The sequence below is a fragment of the Sphingorhabdus sp. genome, from assembly GCF_041737645.1.
Lineage (GTDB): Bacteria > Pseudomonadota > Alphaproteobacteria > Sphingomonadales > Sphingomonadaceae > Sphingorhabdus_B.
Window position 1 is genome coordinate 35,919 of record NZ_JBGSRI010000035.1, and the last position, 20,266, is coordinate 56,184.

The following is a 20,266-nucleotide window of genomic DNA, read 5'->3' on the forward strand; positions in this document are numbered from 1 at the left end:
AAAATCTTATGGGGAGGATCTAATGGGCAGTAAAATTTTGACTCGTGGTATTGGCGCAGGCTTAGTTCTGGCGCTCGCAACACCCGCTTTTGCGCAGACAACTGACGAAACTTCAGACGATACTGGCCTGTCGGACATCATTGTCACGGCAACGCGACGCGACTCCAATCTCCAGACGACTGCGATCGCAATTACCGCAGTGGACCAAACAATCATCCAGCAAGCAAGCCCTGACAATATCGGCGATCTTGCTTCCTTTGTTCCCAATTTCTCCGCTGCAAAAATCACCGGCTTCAATGCAGCCTCCTTCGCCATGCGTGGTGTTGGCCAGAATAACATTATCGTTTATTATGAGCCGTCTGTGCTCGTAACCGTTGACGATTTTGTGATGCCCAGCGTTCAAACCCAGTTGCTGGATACGTTTGACGTGCAGCAAGTTGAAGTGTTGCGCGGGCCGCAAGGTACATTGTTCGGCAAGAACGCAGACGGCGGCGCCGTGACTGTCAAGACGAAGCGGCCAGATCTTGCAAATTTTGGAGCTGAACTTCGTCTTACGGCGGGTAGCTTCAAGTCTTACAGCGGAAATGCGTCAGTCAATATTCCAATCATCAAGGATAAGCTCGCATTGCGCCTTGTAGGCGGATACGAGTATTCGGACGGTTTCATGCGCAATGGCGCTTGCTACGGCCCAGTTGGAACCTTTCTAACGACGCCACCGGCGCTGCCCGCAACCACGGCGAAATTTGTTGGCCAGTCGGGTTGTGGTGATGGTCGCCGGGTGGGCGGCACAGATGTCTTCAACTTGCGTGCCAAATTGCTTTGGGAGCCATCGGATAATTTTGATGCGTTGCTGCAATATGAAATGATCCGGGATAGTTCGGAAACTCCCGCGACGGTTAATGAAACGCCGGTCAACGGCGGCGGCCGTTTCTTCTTGTTCGATGCCCTGAATGTTGGATCGCGCGGCAACCCAAACAGCGACCCCATTAAAAACGGAGGCGTGTCGAACCGTCAGGATGGTCTGATGCGGATGCAGGATGGCCATGTCGTCAATGTCGATGGCGTCTACCTCAATATGAATGTTGATGTCGGCATGGGTACGTTCACGTCAATCACTGGCTGGCGTAGCCAGCGCTCGCGTTTGCCAAGCACGTATACCGGTCAGGCTCCAGTGGCGGCAGACGGTTCGGTTCTGTCTCTGTTCGATGCCACGCGCGACGACGATCGCAAGACCTGGCAGCAAGAATTGCGCTTTGCCTCAGATTTGGGAGGTGCGTTCGATTTTGTTGCAGGCGGTTTCTACCAAAGGGACAATGTCGACTTCTGTGTGAACCAGTTACTCGGCTTCCTTGATCTTACGGGCGGCCCCCTGCCCTTCGGCGCCTGGAACGATTCCCCTTACCTGTTGTGCAATGCGCAAAAGGCAAAATCGACAGCTGTGTTTGCCGAGGGCACCTTTAAGGTGAATGACAAGATCTCCCTTACAGCAGGCGGTCGCTACACCTGGGAACGCAAGACCTGGCGCGGTCGCCAACAAGTATTCATACCGCAATTGGGCGGGGGATTTGATCCAAGCATCACAATCAACCGGCCGCTTGATGCCAGTGTCTATAAATACACAGCCGGCGTCGTCACTGTGCGGGCAAGTGATAATGAGCCGACCTACCGGTTTTCCGCGTCGTATAAGGCCAGTGATGATACGTTCCTGTATGCGACCTATTCGCATGGTTTCAAGGGCGGCGGTTTCAACGACCAGATTGGTGGCTTTGGACCATTTGGAGCTGACTTGGCGGCATTTGCCAATGCAGCGGCGGCAACCAAGCCCGAGAAGGCAGACAGCTATGAGGCTGGTATAAAGACGCAGTTCCTCGACAACCGCGCGCGGCTCAACGTGACCGGCTTCTGGGTGGATTACAGCGATCTCCAAAAGCAGATTGTTGTGCCCATCACTGTTAATGGCCAGCCTAATCAGGTCACACGTTTCTTCAATGCAGCCAGTGCCCGGGTAAAGGGCCTTGAGGTAGAGGCAACACTTATTCCAACCGACGGGTTAACCCTTCGCGGTGTACTTGGTTATCAGGACGCTAAGTACCTTAAATATGAAACGCCGATACCCGCAGGCTATGATTTGTCGACAGCGCCGTTGGACCGTGCACCTAAATGGCAATGGTCCGTTGACGGGACCTATTCAACACCTATCAGTGGCAACCTGAAGGTGGCGTTTAATGCGAATGTTAGCTACGTCGGTCGAAACCTGTTTACGCAGTCGATTGCGGATGCACGGGATAATACCTTCCTCCGTGCTCGGACGCTGCTTAACGCGTCGATAACCCTTGCCGATCTCGACGATAAATATTCGCTGCGTCTCGTTGGAAAGAACCTGACCGACGAGCGTTATGAAACGGCGAGCCAGGTCGTCGGTGGTTTGTGGACATTCACGCTGTACGGACCGCCACGCTATTTTGGCGTTGAAGCTGGTGCAAAGTTCTAAATAGAAGCGAGGATAAGGTTATGCGACGCAGTTGGATCGGACTGGTTTTAGCTGCGTCGCTTGCCTTTTCTGGGTGCAGTCAGCCTTCGGCTGACAAGGTCGGCGGAGAACGAGTAACATCGACCGACGAATTCCAGTCGCGAGACGGCCCGACCATTGATATCGAGAAACACCCCGGAAAGGGCCTGTTTCAAGAAAATTGCGCGGGCTGCCATAATGGTGGCGTACCAAAAGCGCCACAGCAGGTATGGCTTGAGATGATGGCCCCGGACGCCCTTTTGGCGTCGATGAATGGCGGAATAATGAGCCAGCAGGCCGCCAAACTTTCTTTATTGCAACGCCAGCAGATCGCAGAATATCTGACCCGCACACCGCTGGCAGATTACAAGGCACCCGCACCGCCTGCTTCATGCGCTTCTCGGCTTGCGCGATTTGACAAAGGATCACCTCCGGCCCGGACGGGTTGGGGTCACAACAACAATCGATATGTGTCGGCCCAGCAAGCAGGTTTGACGAAGGAACAGGTCCCGCAGCTAAAACTCAAATGGGCGTTCGCCTATCCGAAAGCTCAAAGGGCCAGGTCTCAGCCTTCCATCGGCTGGGGTGCGGTGTTTGTCGGAAGCCAAGACGGCACAGTTTACGCGCTCGATCTCGAAACGGGCTGTATGCGTTGGTCTTTCCGGGCATCCGCTGAAGTGCGCACTGCTGTCGTTTTAGATCCGGCGACGGAGCGGCTTTATTTCGGGGATGTGTTGGCTCGCATATATGCTCTTGATGCCATGACGGGTAAGCTCGTTTGGAAGTCAAAAGTTGATGATCATTCAAATGCAACTATCACAGGATCCCCCACGATTGGAGGAGGGCAGCTCTTCGTTCCTGTCTCATCGCTTGAGGTGACAGCGGCCGCCGATCCAAACTATGCATGTTGCACTTTCAGGGGATCGGTTGTTGCGCTTGATGCCAAGTCCGGTTCCGTAAATTGGCGGCATTACAGCGTCACAACTCCGGGAGTTCAGCAAGGCAAGACCAAAGCTGGAACCAATATCATCGGACCCTCGGGCGCTCCAATTTGGAACAGCCCCACTTTTGATGCGGCAACGAATAAGGTCTATTTCGGGTCAGGAGAGAATTACTCTTCTCCCGCTGATGGGAATAGCGATGCCGTGTTTGCCGTAAATGCAAAAACGGGCAAGCGGATTTGGGTGTCCCAGCTGACCAAAGGCGATGCCTGGAATGTTGGTTGCATGTTGGGTAATGACAATTGCCCCAAGGAAAACGGCCCTGATCTTGATGTGGCGGCTTCTGTACTTGTCGTGCCAATTGGTGCCGGCAAATCTATGATCGTTGCAGGACAGAAATCGGCAGCTGTGTACGGACTTGATCCGGACACTGGGAAGCCTGTCTGGAAAACTACCCTTGGGCATGGGGGAACGCAGGGCGGCGTCCATTTCGGGATGGCAGCTCAAGGGAGTCTTGTTTACGTTCCAATCAACGACATGAAAGATACGCGCGACGGCCGCGTTTATAATGCAAAGTTGCGCGGGGCTGGTCTTCACGCCATCGATGGCGCAACTGGTCGGGTGTTCTGGAACTCACTAGCAGATAATGTTTGCGGCAAGAGAGAAAACTGTGATCCCGGCATTTCCTCGGCAGTCACAGCGCTAACAGGATTTGTCTTCGCAGGGCATCTTGATGGTCGCTTTAGGGCCTATGACAGCCGCACTGGCAAACCGATATGGACAGTTGACACAACACTACCCGTAAAGACGATCTCAGGCTTAGAGGCGAGAGGCGGGGGCATGAGTGGCCCGGGTGCGGCAGTGGCCAATGGCCATGTCGTCGTTAACTCGGGCTATGGTCTTTATTATCATATGCCCGGTAACCTGCTGATGGTCTTCGCGCCTGCGAAAAAATGATCGCGGCAGCGCTGGGGCCCTGTTCAGGTCAGGACTTGTCAATCCAGTCGCCAAGCATTTGTTCGACGCGCATTTCAGCCGGCACGCGTTCGGGACCTATCCGGCGATCTGCTTCCTCGTTCCAGTGGTAGATGCGGCGTTCCTGATAGTTGAGGGGGATGCCCAAGAAACCGGGACCTTCGATCGATTCCTGAATTTTTGCCGCGAACTTTAGATCTTCGAACAGGATCGTTTCAAAATTCCTGATCCGGGTGTCCCAGAGCGAACTGAGATCTTCTTTTAATATTTTAGGGCCGAACCAATGGCATTCAATCCGCATCGAGTTCCTCGTTTGCGGCCAGAAAACAAGCATGGGAATGCCCGTTGCTGTCGGCGGCATCACGATGTTGGGAAAGATGTTGTAGCTGACGTTGTTGATGCGTGGAATCTCGGAGACGGAGGCGATTTCAGGCATCCCCCGCGTGCCGGGATCGATCCAATCCGGGCGACGATTGGGCGTGATCATCCTTGAATGGCCATGCGGCCACAGGGTAGCAGTCATGCTGCGGTGATCGAGAAATCGATCAGCCGTGTTCTGGTGGATCGATTTCAGATGATACACTTCGAGGAATACATCCAACAGCACTTTGACGTTGCAGGGTACGTCATAGCCGCGCGAATGGACGAGCATGAGATTGTCGAGATCGAATTGCCGAAGTTCGCTCTCCAATGGCCCCAAGCTTTCCAGCAGCCCCAACGCATCGGGATCTTCGTTGATAAAAATCCAGCCGCCAAGCGTTTCACAGCGAACCGGTAGCAGCGACCGACACCCAAAGTCGAGATCGACGAAATCGCGCTTGTCGCGTACCGATTTCAACTGACCGTCGAGCGCATAGCTCCAGCCGTGATAGCTGCAGACAAAGCCTCGGCCAAGACCGGCCTCTTGCGTGACAAGCGGGCCGCCGCGATGGCGGCAGGTGTTGTAGAAGGCACGCAATCCACCTTGCAAATCGCACACGATCAGAATTGGCGTCCCGGTATTGCGTGTTAGGAACCAGCTGCCCGGTTCAGCGACTTGGCTGGTGTGGCCGGCATAAAGCCAGCTGCGCTTCCAAAGGCCCTGCTTTTCCAGTTCAAGAAATTGCGGATCGATGTAGCGGGCCGCTGGTATGTCGGGCAGCCGTGGAAATCCCGCCGGGGGCTCGGTGCGTGCGGCTTCGAATGCGATGCTGTCTTTGATCCGCCGCGTCGTGTTCGCGTCCATAGCCCATGACCTTTTTAGAGTGCTCGTTTCTCGTATAGAGCGCTAACATGAAACGACAATCATGTTTGCTTTTTCAAGGTACTTCAGGCACCTTTTGGGACAGCGTGGACGGACTTGCCGAAGGGATTTACATGAATTTTCGACTGACCGGACACTATCTTGATCAAGGACGTTGAAACCGTGAAAATCGCCGTCGCTCCGCTTGCCGACATTCCCGAAAAAGGCACCCGTACGTTCGCACTGCATGGAAAGTCTGTGCTTGTCGCCCGTACCCCGGCAGGCGTGTTCGCCATCGAGAACAGGTGTAGCCATGCCTTGCAGGCCCTCGAAGGCGGCAAACTGAGGGGGTTTCATATCTTCTGTCCGGCGCATGGTGTTCGCTTCGACATGCGTGATGGTTCCGCCATGGGGACATTAACAAAATTGCCGATAAAAGTCTGGGAGGTCGAAATAATCGACGGTGTCATCTACATCGGCATGGACGTCGCATGAACAGGCTGCTTCATATCTGTGCCAGTCCGCGCAAGGATCGGTCGCGATCGGCCATGGTTGCCGATCATTTCCTGGCGCGCCTTAAGGAGCGATATCCGGCATTGGTCGTCGAGCGGCTTGACTTGTTCGACGTAGACTTACCCTCGTTCGATCAAGATGCTGTTGAAGGTCGCTATCATTTGCTCGCCGGCGACGCGGTTGATCCAGCGCAGACAGCCGCATGGCAGGACCTGAAGAAATGGAGCGATCAATTCCTGTCATTTGATAGCTGTTTGATTGCCACGCCGATGTGGAATTTCGGCATCCCGTATCGGCTGAAGCAGTATATTGACATATTGACACAGCCGGGCCTGACATTCCGCAATGACAGCAACGGCAATGTCGAAGGGCTGGCCCAGGGGCGGCGGGTGATCATCATAGCAGCCAGCGCCATGCCCTTTGGCAGCCTACCCGAAATCGACGGGCTGGATTTCCAGCTCGCATATTTGAAGGCCTGGCTCGGATTCATCGGCGTGACGGACATCGGCGCGGTGCGCGTGGCAGGAACCTTCGGCCCTGAAGATGTTGTCGCTGCGGCCATGGCGCGGGCTTTTGCCGACGCGGACCGGCTTGCCGACACGATCTGACCGCACGGCGGGCTAGGTTGTTCTATTTCGGCGGGTATGTGGGCCCCGCGTCCAAGCTTAGCTTGCTGGCTGATCCGCGACAGGCCGGAATTTCTGCATGGTGATTTCATCCGACCACCGCTCGAAAACCACTTCGACGGCGACGCCACATTTGACGCTTTCGACGTCGCAGCCGATGACATTACTCATCATGCGAGGCCCCTCCTCGAGCGTGATTAGGGCGATGACGTAAGGGACATCGGCGGCATAGGCGTCCGATACGGCGCGCGTGACGATAGTATAGGTTTCCACAGTGCCGCGCCCGCTGGCTTCACGCCATTCAAGCTGTTCGGACATGCAGTTCGCACAGATCACACGCGGGTAGAATTGATGTTTGCCGCAGGCCGTGCAGTATTGGAGCAACAGTTTGTGATCGCGGCAGCCCTGCCAGAAAGGGGCGGATTCTGGGGTCGGGCGGGGGAGAAATTTGTCCATCTGGCCATTCATCAGTGGCGCTCCCTAGCCAGGATCACCGTGGCATGGCTTGACATGATGCCTCCCTGGCCATGCACAATCGCGACCTTGGCATCCTTGACCTGACGCGCGCCCGCCGTGCCGCGAAGCTGGATGACGGTTTCGGTGAGCGCAAACATCGACCCCGGGTTACCCGGATGGCAATGGGACAAAAGCCCGCCATGGGTGTTGACTGGCAACATGCCGCCAAGCTCGATATTGCCATTTTCTACGAACGCTCCGCCTTCACCCTTTTTGCAAAAGCCTAGGTCTTCAAGCTCCACCAGCACCGTGGGCGTGAAGCAATCGTACAACTGTGCGAAGTCCATGTCAGACGGCCTAAGGCCCGCCATGGCATAGGCCCTCTGGCCCGATTCCACGGCGAAGGACGTGGTTAGGCTTTGTGCCTGACTGATATGTTCATGGCCATGCCCTTCGCCGAAACCCAGAATATAGATGGGGTCGTGAGGGAAATCCGCGGCTCTATCAGCCGAGGTCATGATGATCGCTGATCCACCGTCCGAAACCAGCGAACAATCGAGCAGGTGCAAAGGATCGGCAATCATACGCGAATTCATGACGTCGTCGACGGTGATAGGGGTGCGCATTTCGGCCGTCGGGTTGAGGCAGGCATGTTTGCGGCAGGCTACGGCGATGGCGGCAAACTGTTCGGCGGTCGTGCCATATTTGTCCATATGGGCCCGAGCGATGAGGGCATAGAAGGCAGGGACCGTGGGGCCGAAGGGAATTTCAAACTGAGAATGGCCGGCGGACGACTGCATTTTCATGGCTTGGTCTCGTGTCAGGCCGCTGCGTAAACTGTCCCCCATCGTGATAAGGACGGTTGTGCACATGCCGCTGACGATCGCAGCGGCGGCATGATGCAGGATCGAAAAGGTCGTGCTGCCGCCAGCGCTTACGCTCATGCAATAGCGCGGGAATATCTGCAGATACTCGGCCATTGCCTCGGCGTGATACATATAGGGTTCGGCCATCGAATTACAGGTGATAAGCCCGTCGATCTGATCCTTCGTTATATTGGCATCTGCCATCGCGCGGCGTGCCGCATCAATGCACAAGCCGGTGGGGCTGAATTGGGGAAGCTTTCCCACCTGGGTATCCGCAGCCCCAACAATGGCTACTTTGCCCCGCAAGTTGTCCATTGTCGTTCCGATCAGGCCTTGTCGAAAGCAACGACGGCAGTGCCGGGTACGATCACGTCGCCGGCTTCGTTCTTGATGAAGATTTCAAGTTTGGCGGAACAGTTGTCATGATCCACCGAGAGCACACGGCCGCCAGAAGTGACGGTCTCGCCGATATAGGCGGCTTTGCGGTTCGAATATTCAAGGTGCGTCATCCGGCCCTTACCATCCAGCCATTCTATGACACATTGGGTCAGCCAGTCGCCGAGCATCGGCCCCGACATCACAATGCCGGGATATCCCTCGACTTCAGTGGCGTAAGGCATGTCGAAATGGATCCGATGGGCATTCCAAAGAGCAGCGCTGTACATGAAATTCTGGACGTTATCTGGACAATAGGCGCGGCCAGGTAAGGCGTCGTCCGGCTTTAGGTTCGTTATTTTCGACATGTTCATTATCGCAAGAGCCGTGTTGTTTTTTCGATGAGGACAAGTTCGCCGGCGGCCGTTTCCACGCGCATAACAACTTCATAGAAAATGATTGGCCCCTGCGAGCCAGATTTTTCATAGATATTGGTCAGGGTGCGGGTGGCCACCAGAATGTCCCCTGCCATGATAGGCCTAAAATAATCGATGCTGAGGCCACCGGCCATTGCTTTTTCGAGCGGAAATTTCGGGAGCAACCCATCGATTGAAACGCCGTCGGGGGTCAGCTTGTCAAGCTCCACCATGTCCCAGAACAGAGCGAGATGAAATAAGGGTGGCGCTTCATCGCCATCAAGATATTCTTTTTTCTTCCAGCCCGTCGCAATTGAATATTTGCGTATTTCGCGGCGCGAGACAATTTCGGTCCGGGGTGTCGACGTTCGACCTATGCAGGAAAGTAATTCATCACCCAACAGTCCACTTGCGTTATCCCTGTCTGTCTCAGGCGCGTGTAACTGTTGTTGTGCTTCACTCATACTTAACTACTTTTCAAAAAGGTTAAAAACAAACGGTTCTTGATCGCTTATCTGAGAGTCATGATTAAATCCAGACTAGATATTTGACCGACGGAGGCCAAGCTTTTGGCTTTTATGTCGTTCAGGTTTGCCTAAGGAGAGCGCCTAATGTTGCGTGCAGCTTTCGAAAGAAGCCACCCCGGGTTGCTGGGCAGTCGCAATCACAGCTTACGCTTACGCTGTTCCCGGAACGTCTGAATGGACGGCCGGGGAGATGCTGCGTACTTAGCCAACATCCATTGAAGCAGCACAAGGCGTCGAGTACTCCGACGCCCACGCGGCAGCTGTCAGCTAGACTTCATCACCGCCTCGCCGATCATCGGCTGATACTCGCTAAAGTTCGGCTTTGCAGACGTCGCGCCAATGGTCGCCCCGGCATCCGTTGTCAGCGTATGGCCAGTCGTGTAACCTGACTCATCGCTTGCCAGCCATAGAGCCGCATTGGCCACGTCTTCGGCTAGACCTGCCCGCCCGTGCAGAGGCGAGACTTCAGCGAGGATGCGCTTGGCTTCCTCAATATTTCCCGGGTCGCCTGTCAGGACATTCGCAACCATGGGTGTCGCCATGCTCGCCGCAGCAATTGCATTGACGCGAATGCCAACATGGCAGAGCTCGGCAGCGACGTTTTTGGTCATCCCAACGACAGCGTGCTTTGCCGCTGCATAGGCGTGCGGCCCAAGTCCGCCCATTAAGCCGGCGGTGCTGGCCATGCTGATTATGCTGCCGCGTTCCGCGGGCTTCATGACGCGGGCCGCATGCTTCATGCCAAAAAACACGCCATTGATTAGCACCGCAAGCGAACGGGTCCATTCATCTGCCGGGGTTGTATCGATCGGCCCCACAGCGCCAATAATGCCGGCATTATTGAACATGATATCCAGCTTGCCGAACCGGCTGATGGCAAGATCCACAAGCGCCGCCACATGGTCTTCCTGCGTCACGTCGCAAACTGCAAAGGCAGCCTGGTCGCCAAACTGTGCTGTAAAAGCTTCGCCCGGGCCGCGTTGTATATCGCCTATGACAACCTTGCAGCCTTCTCGAATAAACCGGCTCGCTGTTGCTGCACCGATACCCATTGCTCCGCCGGTGATCACCGCTACTTTATTTTCCAGCCGCATTTACCAATATCCTTGTTGCCATCCCCGACCTCTTTAAGACGTGTGAATGTAGTTTAACTAGTGTCATGTCGAATGCCCGCAGCGAAGCCGCCTATGACAGTTTTTTGAATCTCAGTTGCGGAAAACCTTCGTCGGCTGACTGGTCCAAAGCATCATAATAGGCATTGGCACCGCCGAAGTAAATTAGAACGCGCGCACCTTTATCGTCTCGATTGGCGCCCATCATCCAGGAATTGACCTTGTCGCCTTCTGCCATAAGGGTTTGCTCGTGAATATTACTGGTGGCAGCAGTCCATTCACGTTCCGCGTCTTCTTGTGGCTCAAACACGTCTAATCCCTCGCGTTCCATCTTATTGATGCAACGGGAAATCCAAATGGCGTTCTGCTCGATCGACGTTGGCAGGTTAGCAAAGGGCGCTTGTGGCCCTGTCACCACGAACATATTCGGGAAACCAGCGACGCACACTCCCATGATGCTGCTCGATTGGGCCTGCCACTTTTCACTTAAGGTGTGGCCGCCATCACCGCGGATCGGAAATGCCTCCAGCGCGCCAGTATAAGCTTTAAAGCCCGTTGCCAGCACAATGATGTCGAATTCATAATCGTTTCGAGTGGTGCGCACTCCAGTTTCGGTTATCTCGACCAACGGTTCCTGTTCTTTGATATCGATAAGGTGAACATTATCCCGATTGAACGCTTCGAGATATCCATGGTCGAGCGGCGGCCGTTTTGCAAAAAGAGGATAATCATCGAAGCTCGGTGTCAACAAGTCGGCGATCTTTGGGTCTTTGACCCGCTCCCTCATTTTTGCGGCAATGAAGTCGCCTGCCATCCGGTTGGCGTCTGGGCTGGCGAGCAAATCGTCGAAGGTTTCGAAAACCCAGCGGAAGCTACCCGTCCAGTTTTCTTCGAATATGCGCTGACGTTCTTCAGCCGGCGTATCCATAGCGTTTCGACCCACTGGGCTATCGAAGGCCATGCCGAAAACGTGGTTGCGGCATTTGGCCACGATCGCATCATAATTGTTTTTGATTTCCGCTTCCCACTCGGGCGTCATCGGTTTTTGCATTGCAGGCAGTATATAATTTGGTGTGCGCTGAAAGACCGTTACGCTTTCCGCGGTTTCCGCGACAACGGGAACCATTTGTACTGCAGTTGCACCCGCACCAATAATTCCGACCCGTTTGCCCGCATATTCTAACCCTTGCTGAGGCCAGCGGGATGAATGAAAGATCGGTCCCTTGAACCGATCCATACCAGCAATCTTCGGTATCATCGGTTCCGAGATCATTCCCATTCCGCTGATAAAATACTTGCAGGTAAAGACGTCGCCATCTCCCGTCGTAACTTGCCAGCACCCGCGTGATTCCAGATATTTCGCTTCCACTATCTCCGTGTTGAGCTGAATGTGCGGCCACATGTCGCATTTGTCAGCGACGAACTTCATATAGCTTTGGGTCTCTTCACGGCCAGGATAACGTTTCGACCAAGACCATTCCTGCAAAAGTTCGGGAGAGAAGGTGAGACAGTAATAATAGCTTTCGCTATCTGTGGCCGCGCCAGGGTAGTGGTTCCATGCCCAGGTACCGCCAACATCCGATGCCCGGTCGAACACTCGGACATTGAGATCCAGTTTGCGGAGATAATGGATCAGGGCCAATCCGGCGAAACCAGCACCTATGACGATCGCGTCATAGTCTAAGGTCGGCAGGAGTTCGCTGCTTGCTTCGGCTACATTTGTGTCGGCGTTCATTGTCATCACTCTCTCCAATAATTTAACAGTACCTTGACTGGTGCCCGTTATTTTTCCTCAAATTCCTTAGTCTGCAACCACCCGATGAGGATCGTCGGCCCCGATTTCGGCAAGTATCTGGGTCCGATCAGAATCGCGCTGCCACATCTTTGGAAGAACAACGCTGGTATTCTCAAAGCGCGGCGCTGGATGCGGCTGCAGCCAACCTTCAGCTTTCAAATAGCTGTCTCGTGCTCGGTTGTGATCGTATGTTGGTGCTTCGTCCATCGTCAGGACTTCGGTGTAACAGCAATCGTGATGCTGCAGTCTTGCAGTCCAAATTCCGCGCGGTGCTGAAGCAAATATCTCGGTCAGGCGCACCTTCATAGCAGGCCAATTGGTCTGGTCATGCTGCGCTGCGAACAGTGGGTCGCTTGCAAGGCCCAGCAATTCGAGGAGCCTTGCGTAGAACTGTGCTTCTATTGCTCCGATCGCGATTAAACGGCCGTCTGCGCAAGCATAACAGGAATAAAAAGGCGCGCCACCATCCAGCAGGTTCTGACCGCGGCCTTGTTCCCACATCTCGTTGTTCTTGAGTGACCACATGCCTGCCATCAAAACCGCTGACCCTTCGGCCATGCTACAATCAATGACGCGTCCTAAACCGCTCTGCCTTGCAGCCAGAAGCGCTGAAACGAATCCAAATGCCAGCATCATGCCGCCGCCGCCATAATCGCCGATCAGGTTAAGTGGCGGCAATGGCGGTTCGCCTTCTTTACCTAGCGCACCAAGGCATCCATTAATCGATATGTAGTTTAGATCATGCCCCGCGTTCTTGGACATTGGACCATGCTGTCCCCAACCGGTCATCCGGCCATATACCAATTTAGGGTTGCGCTGCATCAGCACGTCGGGTCCTAACCCCAAGCGCTCGGCCACTCCGGGCCTGAAACCCTCAATAATGCCATCAGCGGTTTCGGCGAGGCTACAAACGATATCGATCGCTTCAGGCTGCTTCAGGTCTAGCGTGATAGATCGTCTGGAGCGCAGCAAGATATCACGCCGCTGGTCCTGCAACAGCGGGTCGCTGCCTCCGGGTCTATCGATGCGGATTACCTCGGCACCATGATCTGCAAGCATCATTCCGCAAAAAGGCGCCGGACCGATCCCTGCCAGTTCGATCACGCGCACGCCATCCAGCACTGGACGCATCAAGCCGCTTTCGAAGCAATCCGACTTTTTCATTTGAAATGCTTTCCATCGATACGGCTTTTGGGCACACTCAGGATTGCGGCTTTTGATCCCGTTGTATCCGCCGATTGACCCAACGGCAGCGAATCGACAGACTTTGCCAAGCCAACTCTCCCACAATTTTGGGTGCCTCTATAGGCATCTCTTTCATTTATTTGCTAGCGTCTAGCAAATGAAAAATCAAGCTCAAAAGGTTAAGTCTAAAGTACTGTTATTTATATATTATACAGAGAAAACTGAACGACTCAGTAATCGATCCCAAACGTTTTCGCGGTGGAGTGACGAAAGGCTTCGAATTGCTTTGGCAGGTCGACGCTGTCGGGTGCAACCAGCCACTGATAAATAGTTCCGAAGATGAAACTGCAGAAACCAAAAGCATAGCATTCGGCATCTACTAATTCGTCGATCTCGCCGTTGGCGATGCCTTCTTCGACCCAGTGTGCGACGTCGGCGCGATAAATCTTGTGATATGCTGCAAGATGATCGCGTACATCGTTGGGCGTGCTGATCGACTCAAACCACAGGATGTACATGGCCTGCATGTATCTCGAGTGGCTCGAGAGAAATTCTTCGACGGCGCGCAAAGCGGCTAGACACGCTTGTACGCCACCACGTGTACCGACCTGGTTAGCTAGTTCCTGGGTCCAGCTCGTATTGAAGTGTAGAACAAGCTGGCCGAAAAGCGCGTCCTTCGAACCGAAGCGGCTAGATGCCAGGCCCCGAGAATAGCCGGCGCGCTCGCCGACAGCCTTCAGCGTTGTTGCATGTGTACCTTGCTCGACTATCAATTGCATGGCTGCATCGAACATCCGGGCATCAGACAGGGCCGTTCGTTCCGCTTGCGTGCGTCGACTGACGCGCGGTCTGGCGCGTGCCTTATGCAGAGCAGTTTGTGGGACCTCCTTTACCTCGCGAAGAGAAGCCTTGCCCTTCATCGTGGGTAGTACATTCATGGATTGTTCTCAATCTTTTCAAACTTGGTCTTGCCAGTCGCAATTGCCTCCCGAAGGGCCTGTTTGTCAATCTTGCCAACACTTGTCAGCGGTAGAGTATCAACATGTGCCCAGTATTCTGGTATCCAGAAGCGCGCAACTCGAACCTGCAAGGCGTGTCGCAGTTCTGGAAAATCGGGCCGTTCGCCATCTCGTGTCGTAACAATCGCTAATGGCCGCTCTTCCCAACGCGGGTCGGCCACCGCGATTACTGCGGCCAAGTCAACACCGTGCAAGCTCGATATATGATTTTCGAGTTCCGCAGAGGGAATCCACTCACCGCCTGATTTTATCAAATCCTTTAGCCGGTCTGTCACCTGCACATATCCGCGCGCATCAATCGTCCCTGCATCGCCGGTGTCGAGCCATCCGTCCTCGGTTAACTCACTACCTGAAGCAACGCCGTGATAGCCCCGCGCAATCCATGGGCCACGCAGTTGTAAGCGCCCGATGGTTTTGCCATCTTCGCTGAGCTGCCTGCCCTCGTCGTCGACCAACCGCGCGCGAACTCCGGCGACAGGACGTCCGCTTTTCGCTCGCAAGCGACGCCCTTCTGCGTCCGATGCGTCGGCAGCGGGATGAGACAGAACGCAAAGTGGGCTAGTTTCCGTCATTCCCCAACCTTGGATAAGCGGCACATTCCAGCTTCGCTCGACCTCAGCGATTAGACCTTCGGAAACTGCCGATCCACCCACCACGATAATGCGAAAGCTTCCCATATCGATCGGATCTTTGGCATCTATGCGGAGCAGGTCGTTTAAGATGGTTGGCACGGTGGCGGTAAATGTAGGCGCTGTTCCGCGGATCATCCGGCGGATCGCTTCGGGCTGCAGGTTAGGACCTGGAAGCACGAAATCTGCGCCCGCGAGCCAGCCCGAATAAGGCAATCCCCAAGCATTGGCATGGAACATAGGCGGCAGCAGCAAAATTTTATCGCTGTTGCTTAGGGCAAAGGCGTTTGCGGCCATCGATGCCAGACTATGCAGGTATATCGTGCGATGCGAATATACGACACCTTTCGGATTACCCGTTGTTCCGGACGTGTAACAGGTAGCGGCGGCTGCGGTCTCTTCAGTATCGGGGAATTCGACAATCGGCTCACAGTCGGCGATAAATTCCTCGTAGAGCGTCCATGGCTTTTCAAGTCCCGTAAGCCCGACGGCATTGCCGGTAACGATGATGTGTTTAAGTTCTTCGAGCGAATTGATCTGTGGCAAGAGGCCGGAAAGCAGCTCGCCGTCGGCAATCAGAAAAGCGTCACCGGCATCGGCCATGATGTAGCGGAGCTGATCGGGATGTAGCCGCAGGTTGAGCGTATGAAGCACAGCGCCCATCGCCGGCACGGCAAGATACGCTTCGAAATGGGCAAAATCATTCCAGCTTAACGTCGCAACACGCGTATTCTTATCCACGCCCGCCAAACGCAACGCTGTTGCAAGGCGGCGCGCGCGATTGGCCGTCTCGGCATAGCTGCGCCAAGTCATCTGATCCCCGTCGAACAGGCCGATGCGGCTCGAAGCATGAATGCGTTCGCCGTGGGCAAAAATTGCCGCGGTACCGAGCGGTTCGTGCATCATCGTGGCGTCCATCAAGCCATGCCCTTTACCTGCGCAATGCGCTGGGCTGCATCGAGTAATGCCGGCACATCGTGCTCAAGGCCGCGTTCATAAGGTCCGTCTACTTGATCATTGCGAAACAATACGTAGGCGCCCTCGACGATCACGGCGAGACGCCATAGCGCAAAAGCTTGAAAGTAAAAAAGATGTTCGATTGAAAGCCCTGTTGAATTTGCCCAGCGCTGCGCCAATTCACCGCTCCCGATCACTCCATCAACATTCGAAACGCGCTGCACAAAAGCGAAGCCAAGGGGCAGCCTTTCATCGCGATTCCACATTGCGGTGACGAGCCCGACGTCGACAAGTGGATCGGCCAGCGTTGCCATTTCCCAATCTAGTATTGCCCTGACTTTTGGCTCGTTGGGGTCCATTAACACATTGTCGAGGTGATAGTCGCAGTGGACGATCCGCACGGTCTCGGGCTCTGGAACGTTTTCAGCGAGCCAAGATCCGAGCACTTCGATAAGCGGCAGATCGCGAACCTTGGTAGCTATTCGCACCGCACGCCATCGTTCTATCTGGCGGGCTACAAAATTCCGCGCCTTCGTTACATCCCCCAGCCCTTCAGGAACGGGCGTAATCGCATGTACTTTGGCGAGGGCATCTATCAGTGCAATACCGACAGCATCAATAGTTGCGATACTGTTAGAATAAGCGGGCGGCAGAGTGTCAGTAATTGCCGTTCCCGGCACGAAGCGCGTGAGAGAAAATGGGGCGCCAAGTACATCCACATCGTCGCAATACAATATGGGTTCGGCAACCGGCGCATTGCCTGCAATAGCCGAGATGAAACGAAATTCGCGCGCGATACCGGCACCGGCAAGGTCAGATACCGTATTTGTGGGCGGATGGCGAAGCACCAGCGGACCGCTCGCGGTTTCGACAAGGCTGGTAACATTGGCGTTACCCCCCGTAAGCCTGCGAGCGATTCGCGCTTCAGTAAATCCCGCATTCCCTTCCAACCAGCGGCAGAACCGCTCGGCCGGATCGTTTACAGTCGGCACAGCAACCCACCATCGTTGGAGATTGTTGAACCAGTCATATATGGCGATCCTGCCACCCACCAGACGACATTGGCCAGTTCGTCGGCCGTACCTTCGCGACCAAGTGGAATACTTTCTACGAGTTTCGCTTTGGCACGCGCCGATATTCCCGCCGTCATTTCGGTCGAAACCATGCCAGGGATTACGAGATTAACGCGGACGCCGCGACGCGCAAGTTCAACGGCCAATACCTGTGTGAGTCCAGCCAGTCCGGCTTTTGACGCGCCATAAGCAGCATCGCCGGCAAAGCCGCGAAGGCCGACGACGGCACCGATATTAACGATCGATCCTCCTTCACTCATATATGGCAAGGTGGCCCGTACGCAGTTGAGAGGGCCGGAAAGGTTGGTATCGATAACGGCTTGCCAATCATCCTGGGGGAGAGAACCAATTAGCCCGCCGCGATGCAGGCCCGCATTGTTGACAAGGACATCAATGCCGCCCCAACGCTCGGCAACCTGCTCACAGGCTTCCGCTAAGGACGACGGATCGGTTACATCGGCGATCAAGCCTATAGCATTATCACCAATTATCTGGGCTTCATTCAAAACATTCTCACCGCGCGCAAAGAGGGCAACTCGATCCCCATTGCTCGCGGCGAGCCTGGCGATCGCTAAGCCAAGGCCTCGCGATGCGCCAGTTACTACCCATCTCCGCGTCTCAAGCATTGACTGCTTCGTCATTACAGTCCTGCTCAGAACGATTGAGTTACGGCGACGCCCCATGTCCGACTTGGACGGGGTGCAGCATAGCTCCAGATACCCTGCACGTCGTAGCCGATCGTCCAGCCCTTTTCGTTAGCCAGATTCTTGCCGAACAAGCTAATTGTTGTCTTGTTAAATCGTGCGTTGATAGATGCGTCGACCAGGAACTGCCCGCCGTTGCGCAGGTTGGGATTGTTGAGGAAGGTGATTTCGTGCCCGCCTATGTAATGGACGTCACCTGAAATCCAAGCCGATGCATCGTTACCGATGCTGGCCTCATATGTCCCACCGAGGCTCCCCGTCCATTTCGGCGCGCGACGGATCTTCAGGAACGAGGCATCCACAGGAGTACCTGTACTGAAGATGTCACCAAAAAAGTCCTTATATTTAGCATCGAGATAGCCAAGATTTCCATTAAGCGTGAGACCATCAGATAGCTTTGCGGTCAAATCAAGTTCAAAACCCTTGAACTCCGCCGAAGCTGCATTGATTGTGCGGTTTTCGCGGCCCGTTGACGTGCCTGGTGCTGGTACATCAAGATCCTGCTGCATGTCTTTATATTTCATTATAAAAGCCGCGCCGTTCAGTCGAACCCGGCTGTCTGCGAATTCAGCTTTGAAACCGACTTCGTAATTGTCGAGCGTTTCCGGATCATATGGAATCGTGGCAGCACCAATTGTTGCAGGACGCCCGTTAAACCCACCTCCACGATAGCCACGTGACCACAAGCCATAGACCATCGCGTCATCGGAAAGTTCGTACCGGAGCGAAACTCGAGGCGTGAACTTCTTCCAGCTTGCCTTGACCGGATTTGCCATCACGATATTTCCGGGAAGCGTGGCAACTGGGCTTGCTTCGACCAAAGTCCCATAAATGAAGACTGGCAAGTCATTGACGATACTGGACTTCTTATCCTTCGTGTAGCGTGCACCAAGCGTTAGTATAAGCTTATCAGTGAGTTCATAGTCGCCTTCACCGTAGATCGCCCATGACTTGTTGGTCTGGGTGACATCTTGTGCACTGGTAAGCAGAGGTGGTCCTGCGAAGCCGATATAGTTCTTTAGATTGATCGTATACTGCGAATCCCACAAATAAGCGCCCAGAACAAAGGTCACTGGACCGGATCCACCCTTAGTCAGGCGCAACTCGTTGGTGGTCTGCCGCCAGCGTGCCGGCCGGTCAGTGTGATATAACGTAAATGGCGAGGCGTCGAAGTCCTGCGTGATTGTTTCGTCCGTTTTTAGCCAGCCAAGAATATAATCTAGCTGCATATCGGATCCGACGTCATAGGTCGCTTTGGCGATCGCCATGTCGAGCTTAAAAGTAGCATTTTTCTCGAGCCGTCCGTCGGAGACGCTCGTGTAGCGATCACCCGATGTCGGTACGCCCGGAGAGGGCGAGCACTGTGCGTAAGCGACGCAGAAAAGATCAGTCGGTCGATTTACCGCAAGTAGTTGTGGCGGATCCTGTTTGGTCTTCTGATGATCGTAGCTAATCTGGATGTCGAGGTTGTCGGTTGGCTCGAATAACAATGCGCCGGCAACTGCGTAAAATTCGGACCGTTGCCCGGGCTGATTGTAGAAACTGTTAAAAATATACCCGTCGGACTTCTCATAAGCCCCGCTGACTTTGACCGCCACGTTTTCGGAAATTCCGGTGCTCGCAACGCCTTCGATTTTCAAGGTATCGAACCGGCTGTAGGTCGCGCGCGCCTTTCCAGTAAAGTCATAAGTCGGTCGCGAGCGAGCGAGGTTGATGACGCCGCCGGTGGCATTGCGTCCGAATAGCGTTCCTTGCGGTCCGCGCAACACCTCGACGCGATCGATGTCGATCGCTTTAAGCAAGCTGCCGGAGCTTTGTCCGATGTAAACATCGTCAAACACCACGCCAACTGCCGGATCGACTGATTTCTCGACATCCGCGACGCCGATGCCGCGGATATAAATTGCGGCAACTCCGCCTGGCCCTTGTTGTGTATCGTCGATAACGATGTTGGGCGACGAGTCCGCAAAGTCACGCACATCAGAGTCGAAACGCCTATCTAGTTCGCCTGCCGATAACGCGCTTATTGATGCAGGCACATCCTGAATGTTTTCGTCGCGCTTGCGGGCGGTTACAATAATCTCTTCAAGACCCCCCGATTCCGCCTCCGGCGCCATGCTTGATTCTTGCGCACTGGCTTCCGACGCGGGATATATTATCATCGCAGCGGTCGTCAGCATTAGGGCGATTTTTACACGATTTGTCATGAACATTCCTCCTCCCAAAGTCGGCGTATGTTTTGCTCGCTATACCCTATGCGGATGTCGCGGTTTACGCTCCAATTTCAGAATGCCTCACTTGCTTGCTATCGACAAGCAAATTTTATTAGTGGCCGCATTTTTGTGTCCGGAATACTTACTATCACT

The 20,266-nt window shown here is 54.5% G+C and carries 17 protein-coding genes; 4 read left to right on the top strand and 13 right to left on the bottom strand.

Features of this window, described 5'->3' with window-relative positions:
- Nucleotides 1-22 precede the first annotated feature (22 nt).
- The gene (locus ACEW72_RS04965; protein WP_373475266.1) at nt 23-2,491 is read left to right on the top strand and encodes a TonB-dependent receptor; all 2,469 of its coding nucleotides are present in this window, start codon (nt 23-25) and stop codon (nt 2,489-2,491) included.
- Between the two features lie 20 nt (nt 2,492-2,511).
- Nucleotides 2,512-4,407: a PQQ-binding-like beta-propeller repeat protein gene (locus ACEW72_RS04970; RefSeq protein WP_373475267.1), complete on the top strand. Its 1,896-nt coding sequence runs from the start codon at nt 2,512-2,514 to the stop codon at nt 4,405-4,407.
- A gap of 28 nt (nt 4,408-4,435) precedes the next feature.
- Here ACEW72_RS04970 and ACEW72_RS04975 read toward each other — a convergent pair whose 3' ends face one another.
- Nucleotides 4,436-5,650, bottom strand: a complete 1,215-nt coding sequence (locus tag ACEW72_RS04975; RefSeq protein WP_373475268.1) for an aromatic ring-hydroxylating dioxygenase subunit alpha — start codon at nt 5,648-5,650, stop codon at nt 4,436-4,438.
- A gap of 180 nt (nt 5,651-5,830) precedes the next feature.
- Here ACEW72_RS04975 and ACEW72_RS04980 point away from each other — a divergent pair, with 180 nt between their 5' ends.
- The gene (locus ACEW72_RS04980) at nt 5,831-6,142 is read left to right on the top strand and encodes a Rieske (2Fe-2S) protein (protein ID WP_373475269.1); all 312 of its coding nucleotides are present in this window, start codon (nt 5,831-5,833) and stop codon (nt 6,140-6,142) included.
- A complete protein-coding gene (locus ACEW72_RS04985) occupies nt 6,139-6,768 on the top strand; it encodes an FMN-dependent NADH-azoreductase (protein WP_373475270.1) in 630 nt (209 codons plus the stop codon). Before ACEW72_RS04980 ends, ACEW72_RS04985 begins: the two co-directional genes overlap by 4 nt.
- 57 nt (nt 6,769-6,825) lie before the next feature.
- On the opposite strand, the gene ACEW72_RS04990 is transcribed toward ACEW72_RS04985, so the two are convergent.
- From ACEW72_RS04990 to ACEW72_RS05045, 12 genes are all read right to left on the bottom strand, one after another.
- Nucleotides 6,826-7,254 (bottom strand): Zn-ribbon domain-containing OB-fold protein, encoded by a 429-nt coding sequence (locus tag ACEW72_RS04990; RefSeq protein ID WP_373475271.1) that lies wholly within the window; start codon nt 7,252-7,254, stop codon nt 6,826-6,828.
- Nucleotides 7,254-8,423 carry a hypothetical protein gene (locus ACEW72_RS04995; RefSeq protein WP_373475272.1) on the bottom strand — a complete coding sequence of 390 codons (1,170 nt, stop codon included), beginning with the start codon at nt 8,421-8,423 and terminating at the stop codon, nt 7,254-7,256. The genes ACEW72_RS04990 and ACEW72_RS04995 overlap by 1 nt, the downstream gene beginning before the upstream one ends.
- Before the next feature lie 11 nt (nt 8,424-8,434).
- Nucleotides 8,435-8,851: a hypothetical protein gene (locus ACEW72_RS05000; RefSeq protein ID WP_373475273.1), complete on the bottom strand. Its 417-nt coding sequence runs from the start codon at nt 8,849-8,851 to the stop codon at nt 8,435-8,437.
- 5 nt (nt 8,852-8,856) lie between these two features.
- Nucleotides 8,857-9,363, bottom strand: a complete 507-nt coding sequence (locus ACEW72_RS05005; RefSeq protein ID WP_373475274.1) for a MaoC family dehydratase N-terminal domain-containing protein — start codon at nt 9,361-9,363, stop codon at nt 8,857-8,859.
- A 326-nt stretch (nt 9,364-9,689) separates the two neighbouring features.
- Nucleotides 9,690-10,520 carry an SDR family oxidoreductase gene (locus ACEW72_RS05010; RefSeq protein ID WP_373475275.1) on the bottom strand — a complete coding sequence of 277 codons (831 nt, stop codon included), beginning with the start codon at nt 10,518-10,520 and terminating at the stop codon, nt 9,690-9,692.
- A gap of 91 nt (nt 10,521-10,611) precedes the next feature.
- Complete coding sequence (locus ACEW72_RS05015) at nt 10,612-12,279, bottom strand: flavin-containing monooxygenase (protein WP_373475276.1); 1,668 nt, start codon at nt 12,277-12,279, stop codon at nt 10,612-10,614.
- Between the two features lie 60 nt (nt 12,280-12,339).
- Nucleotides 12,340-13,497, bottom strand: coding sequence for a CaiB/BaiF CoA transferase family protein (locus tag ACEW72_RS05020; protein ID WP_373475277.1), 1,158 nt, complete (start codon nt 13,495-13,497; stop codon nt 12,340-12,342).
- 251 nt (nt 13,498-13,748) lie between these two features.
- Entirely contained in the window at nt 13,749-14,456 is a 708-nt protein-coding gene (locus ACEW72_RS05025; RefSeq protein WP_373475278.1) for a TetR/AcrR family transcriptional regulator, read from the bottom strand.
- Complete coding sequence (locus tag ACEW72_RS05030) at nt 14,453-16,084, bottom strand: long-chain-fatty-acid--CoA ligase (RefSeq protein ID WP_373475279.1); 1,632 nt, start codon at nt 16,082-16,084, stop codon at nt 14,453-14,455. Before ACEW72_RS05030 ends, ACEW72_RS05025 begins: the two co-directional genes overlap by 4 nt.
- Nucleotides 16,084-17,115, bottom strand: a complete 1,032-nt coding sequence (locus ACEW72_RS05035) for a phosphotransferase family protein (protein WP_373475280.1) — start codon at nt 17,113-17,115, stop codon at nt 16,084-16,086. Before ACEW72_RS05035 ends, ACEW72_RS05030 begins: the two co-directional genes overlap by 1 nt.
- Nucleotides 17,103-17,837, bottom strand: coding sequence for an SDR family NAD(P)-dependent oxidoreductase (locus tag ACEW72_RS05040; RefSeq protein WP_373475281.1), 735 nt, complete (start codon nt 17,835-17,837; stop codon nt 17,103-17,105). Before ACEW72_RS05040 ends, ACEW72_RS05035 begins: the two co-directional genes overlap by 13 nt.
- Nucleotides 17,838-17,848: 11 nt before the next feature.
- On the bottom strand, nt 17,849-20,107 hold the full coding sequence (locus ACEW72_RS05045) for a TonB-dependent receptor (RefSeq protein ID WP_373475282.1): 2,259 nt from the start codon (nt 20,105-20,107) through the stop codon (nt 17,849-17,851).
- Between the last annotated feature and the right edge of the window lie 159 nt (nt 20,108-20,266).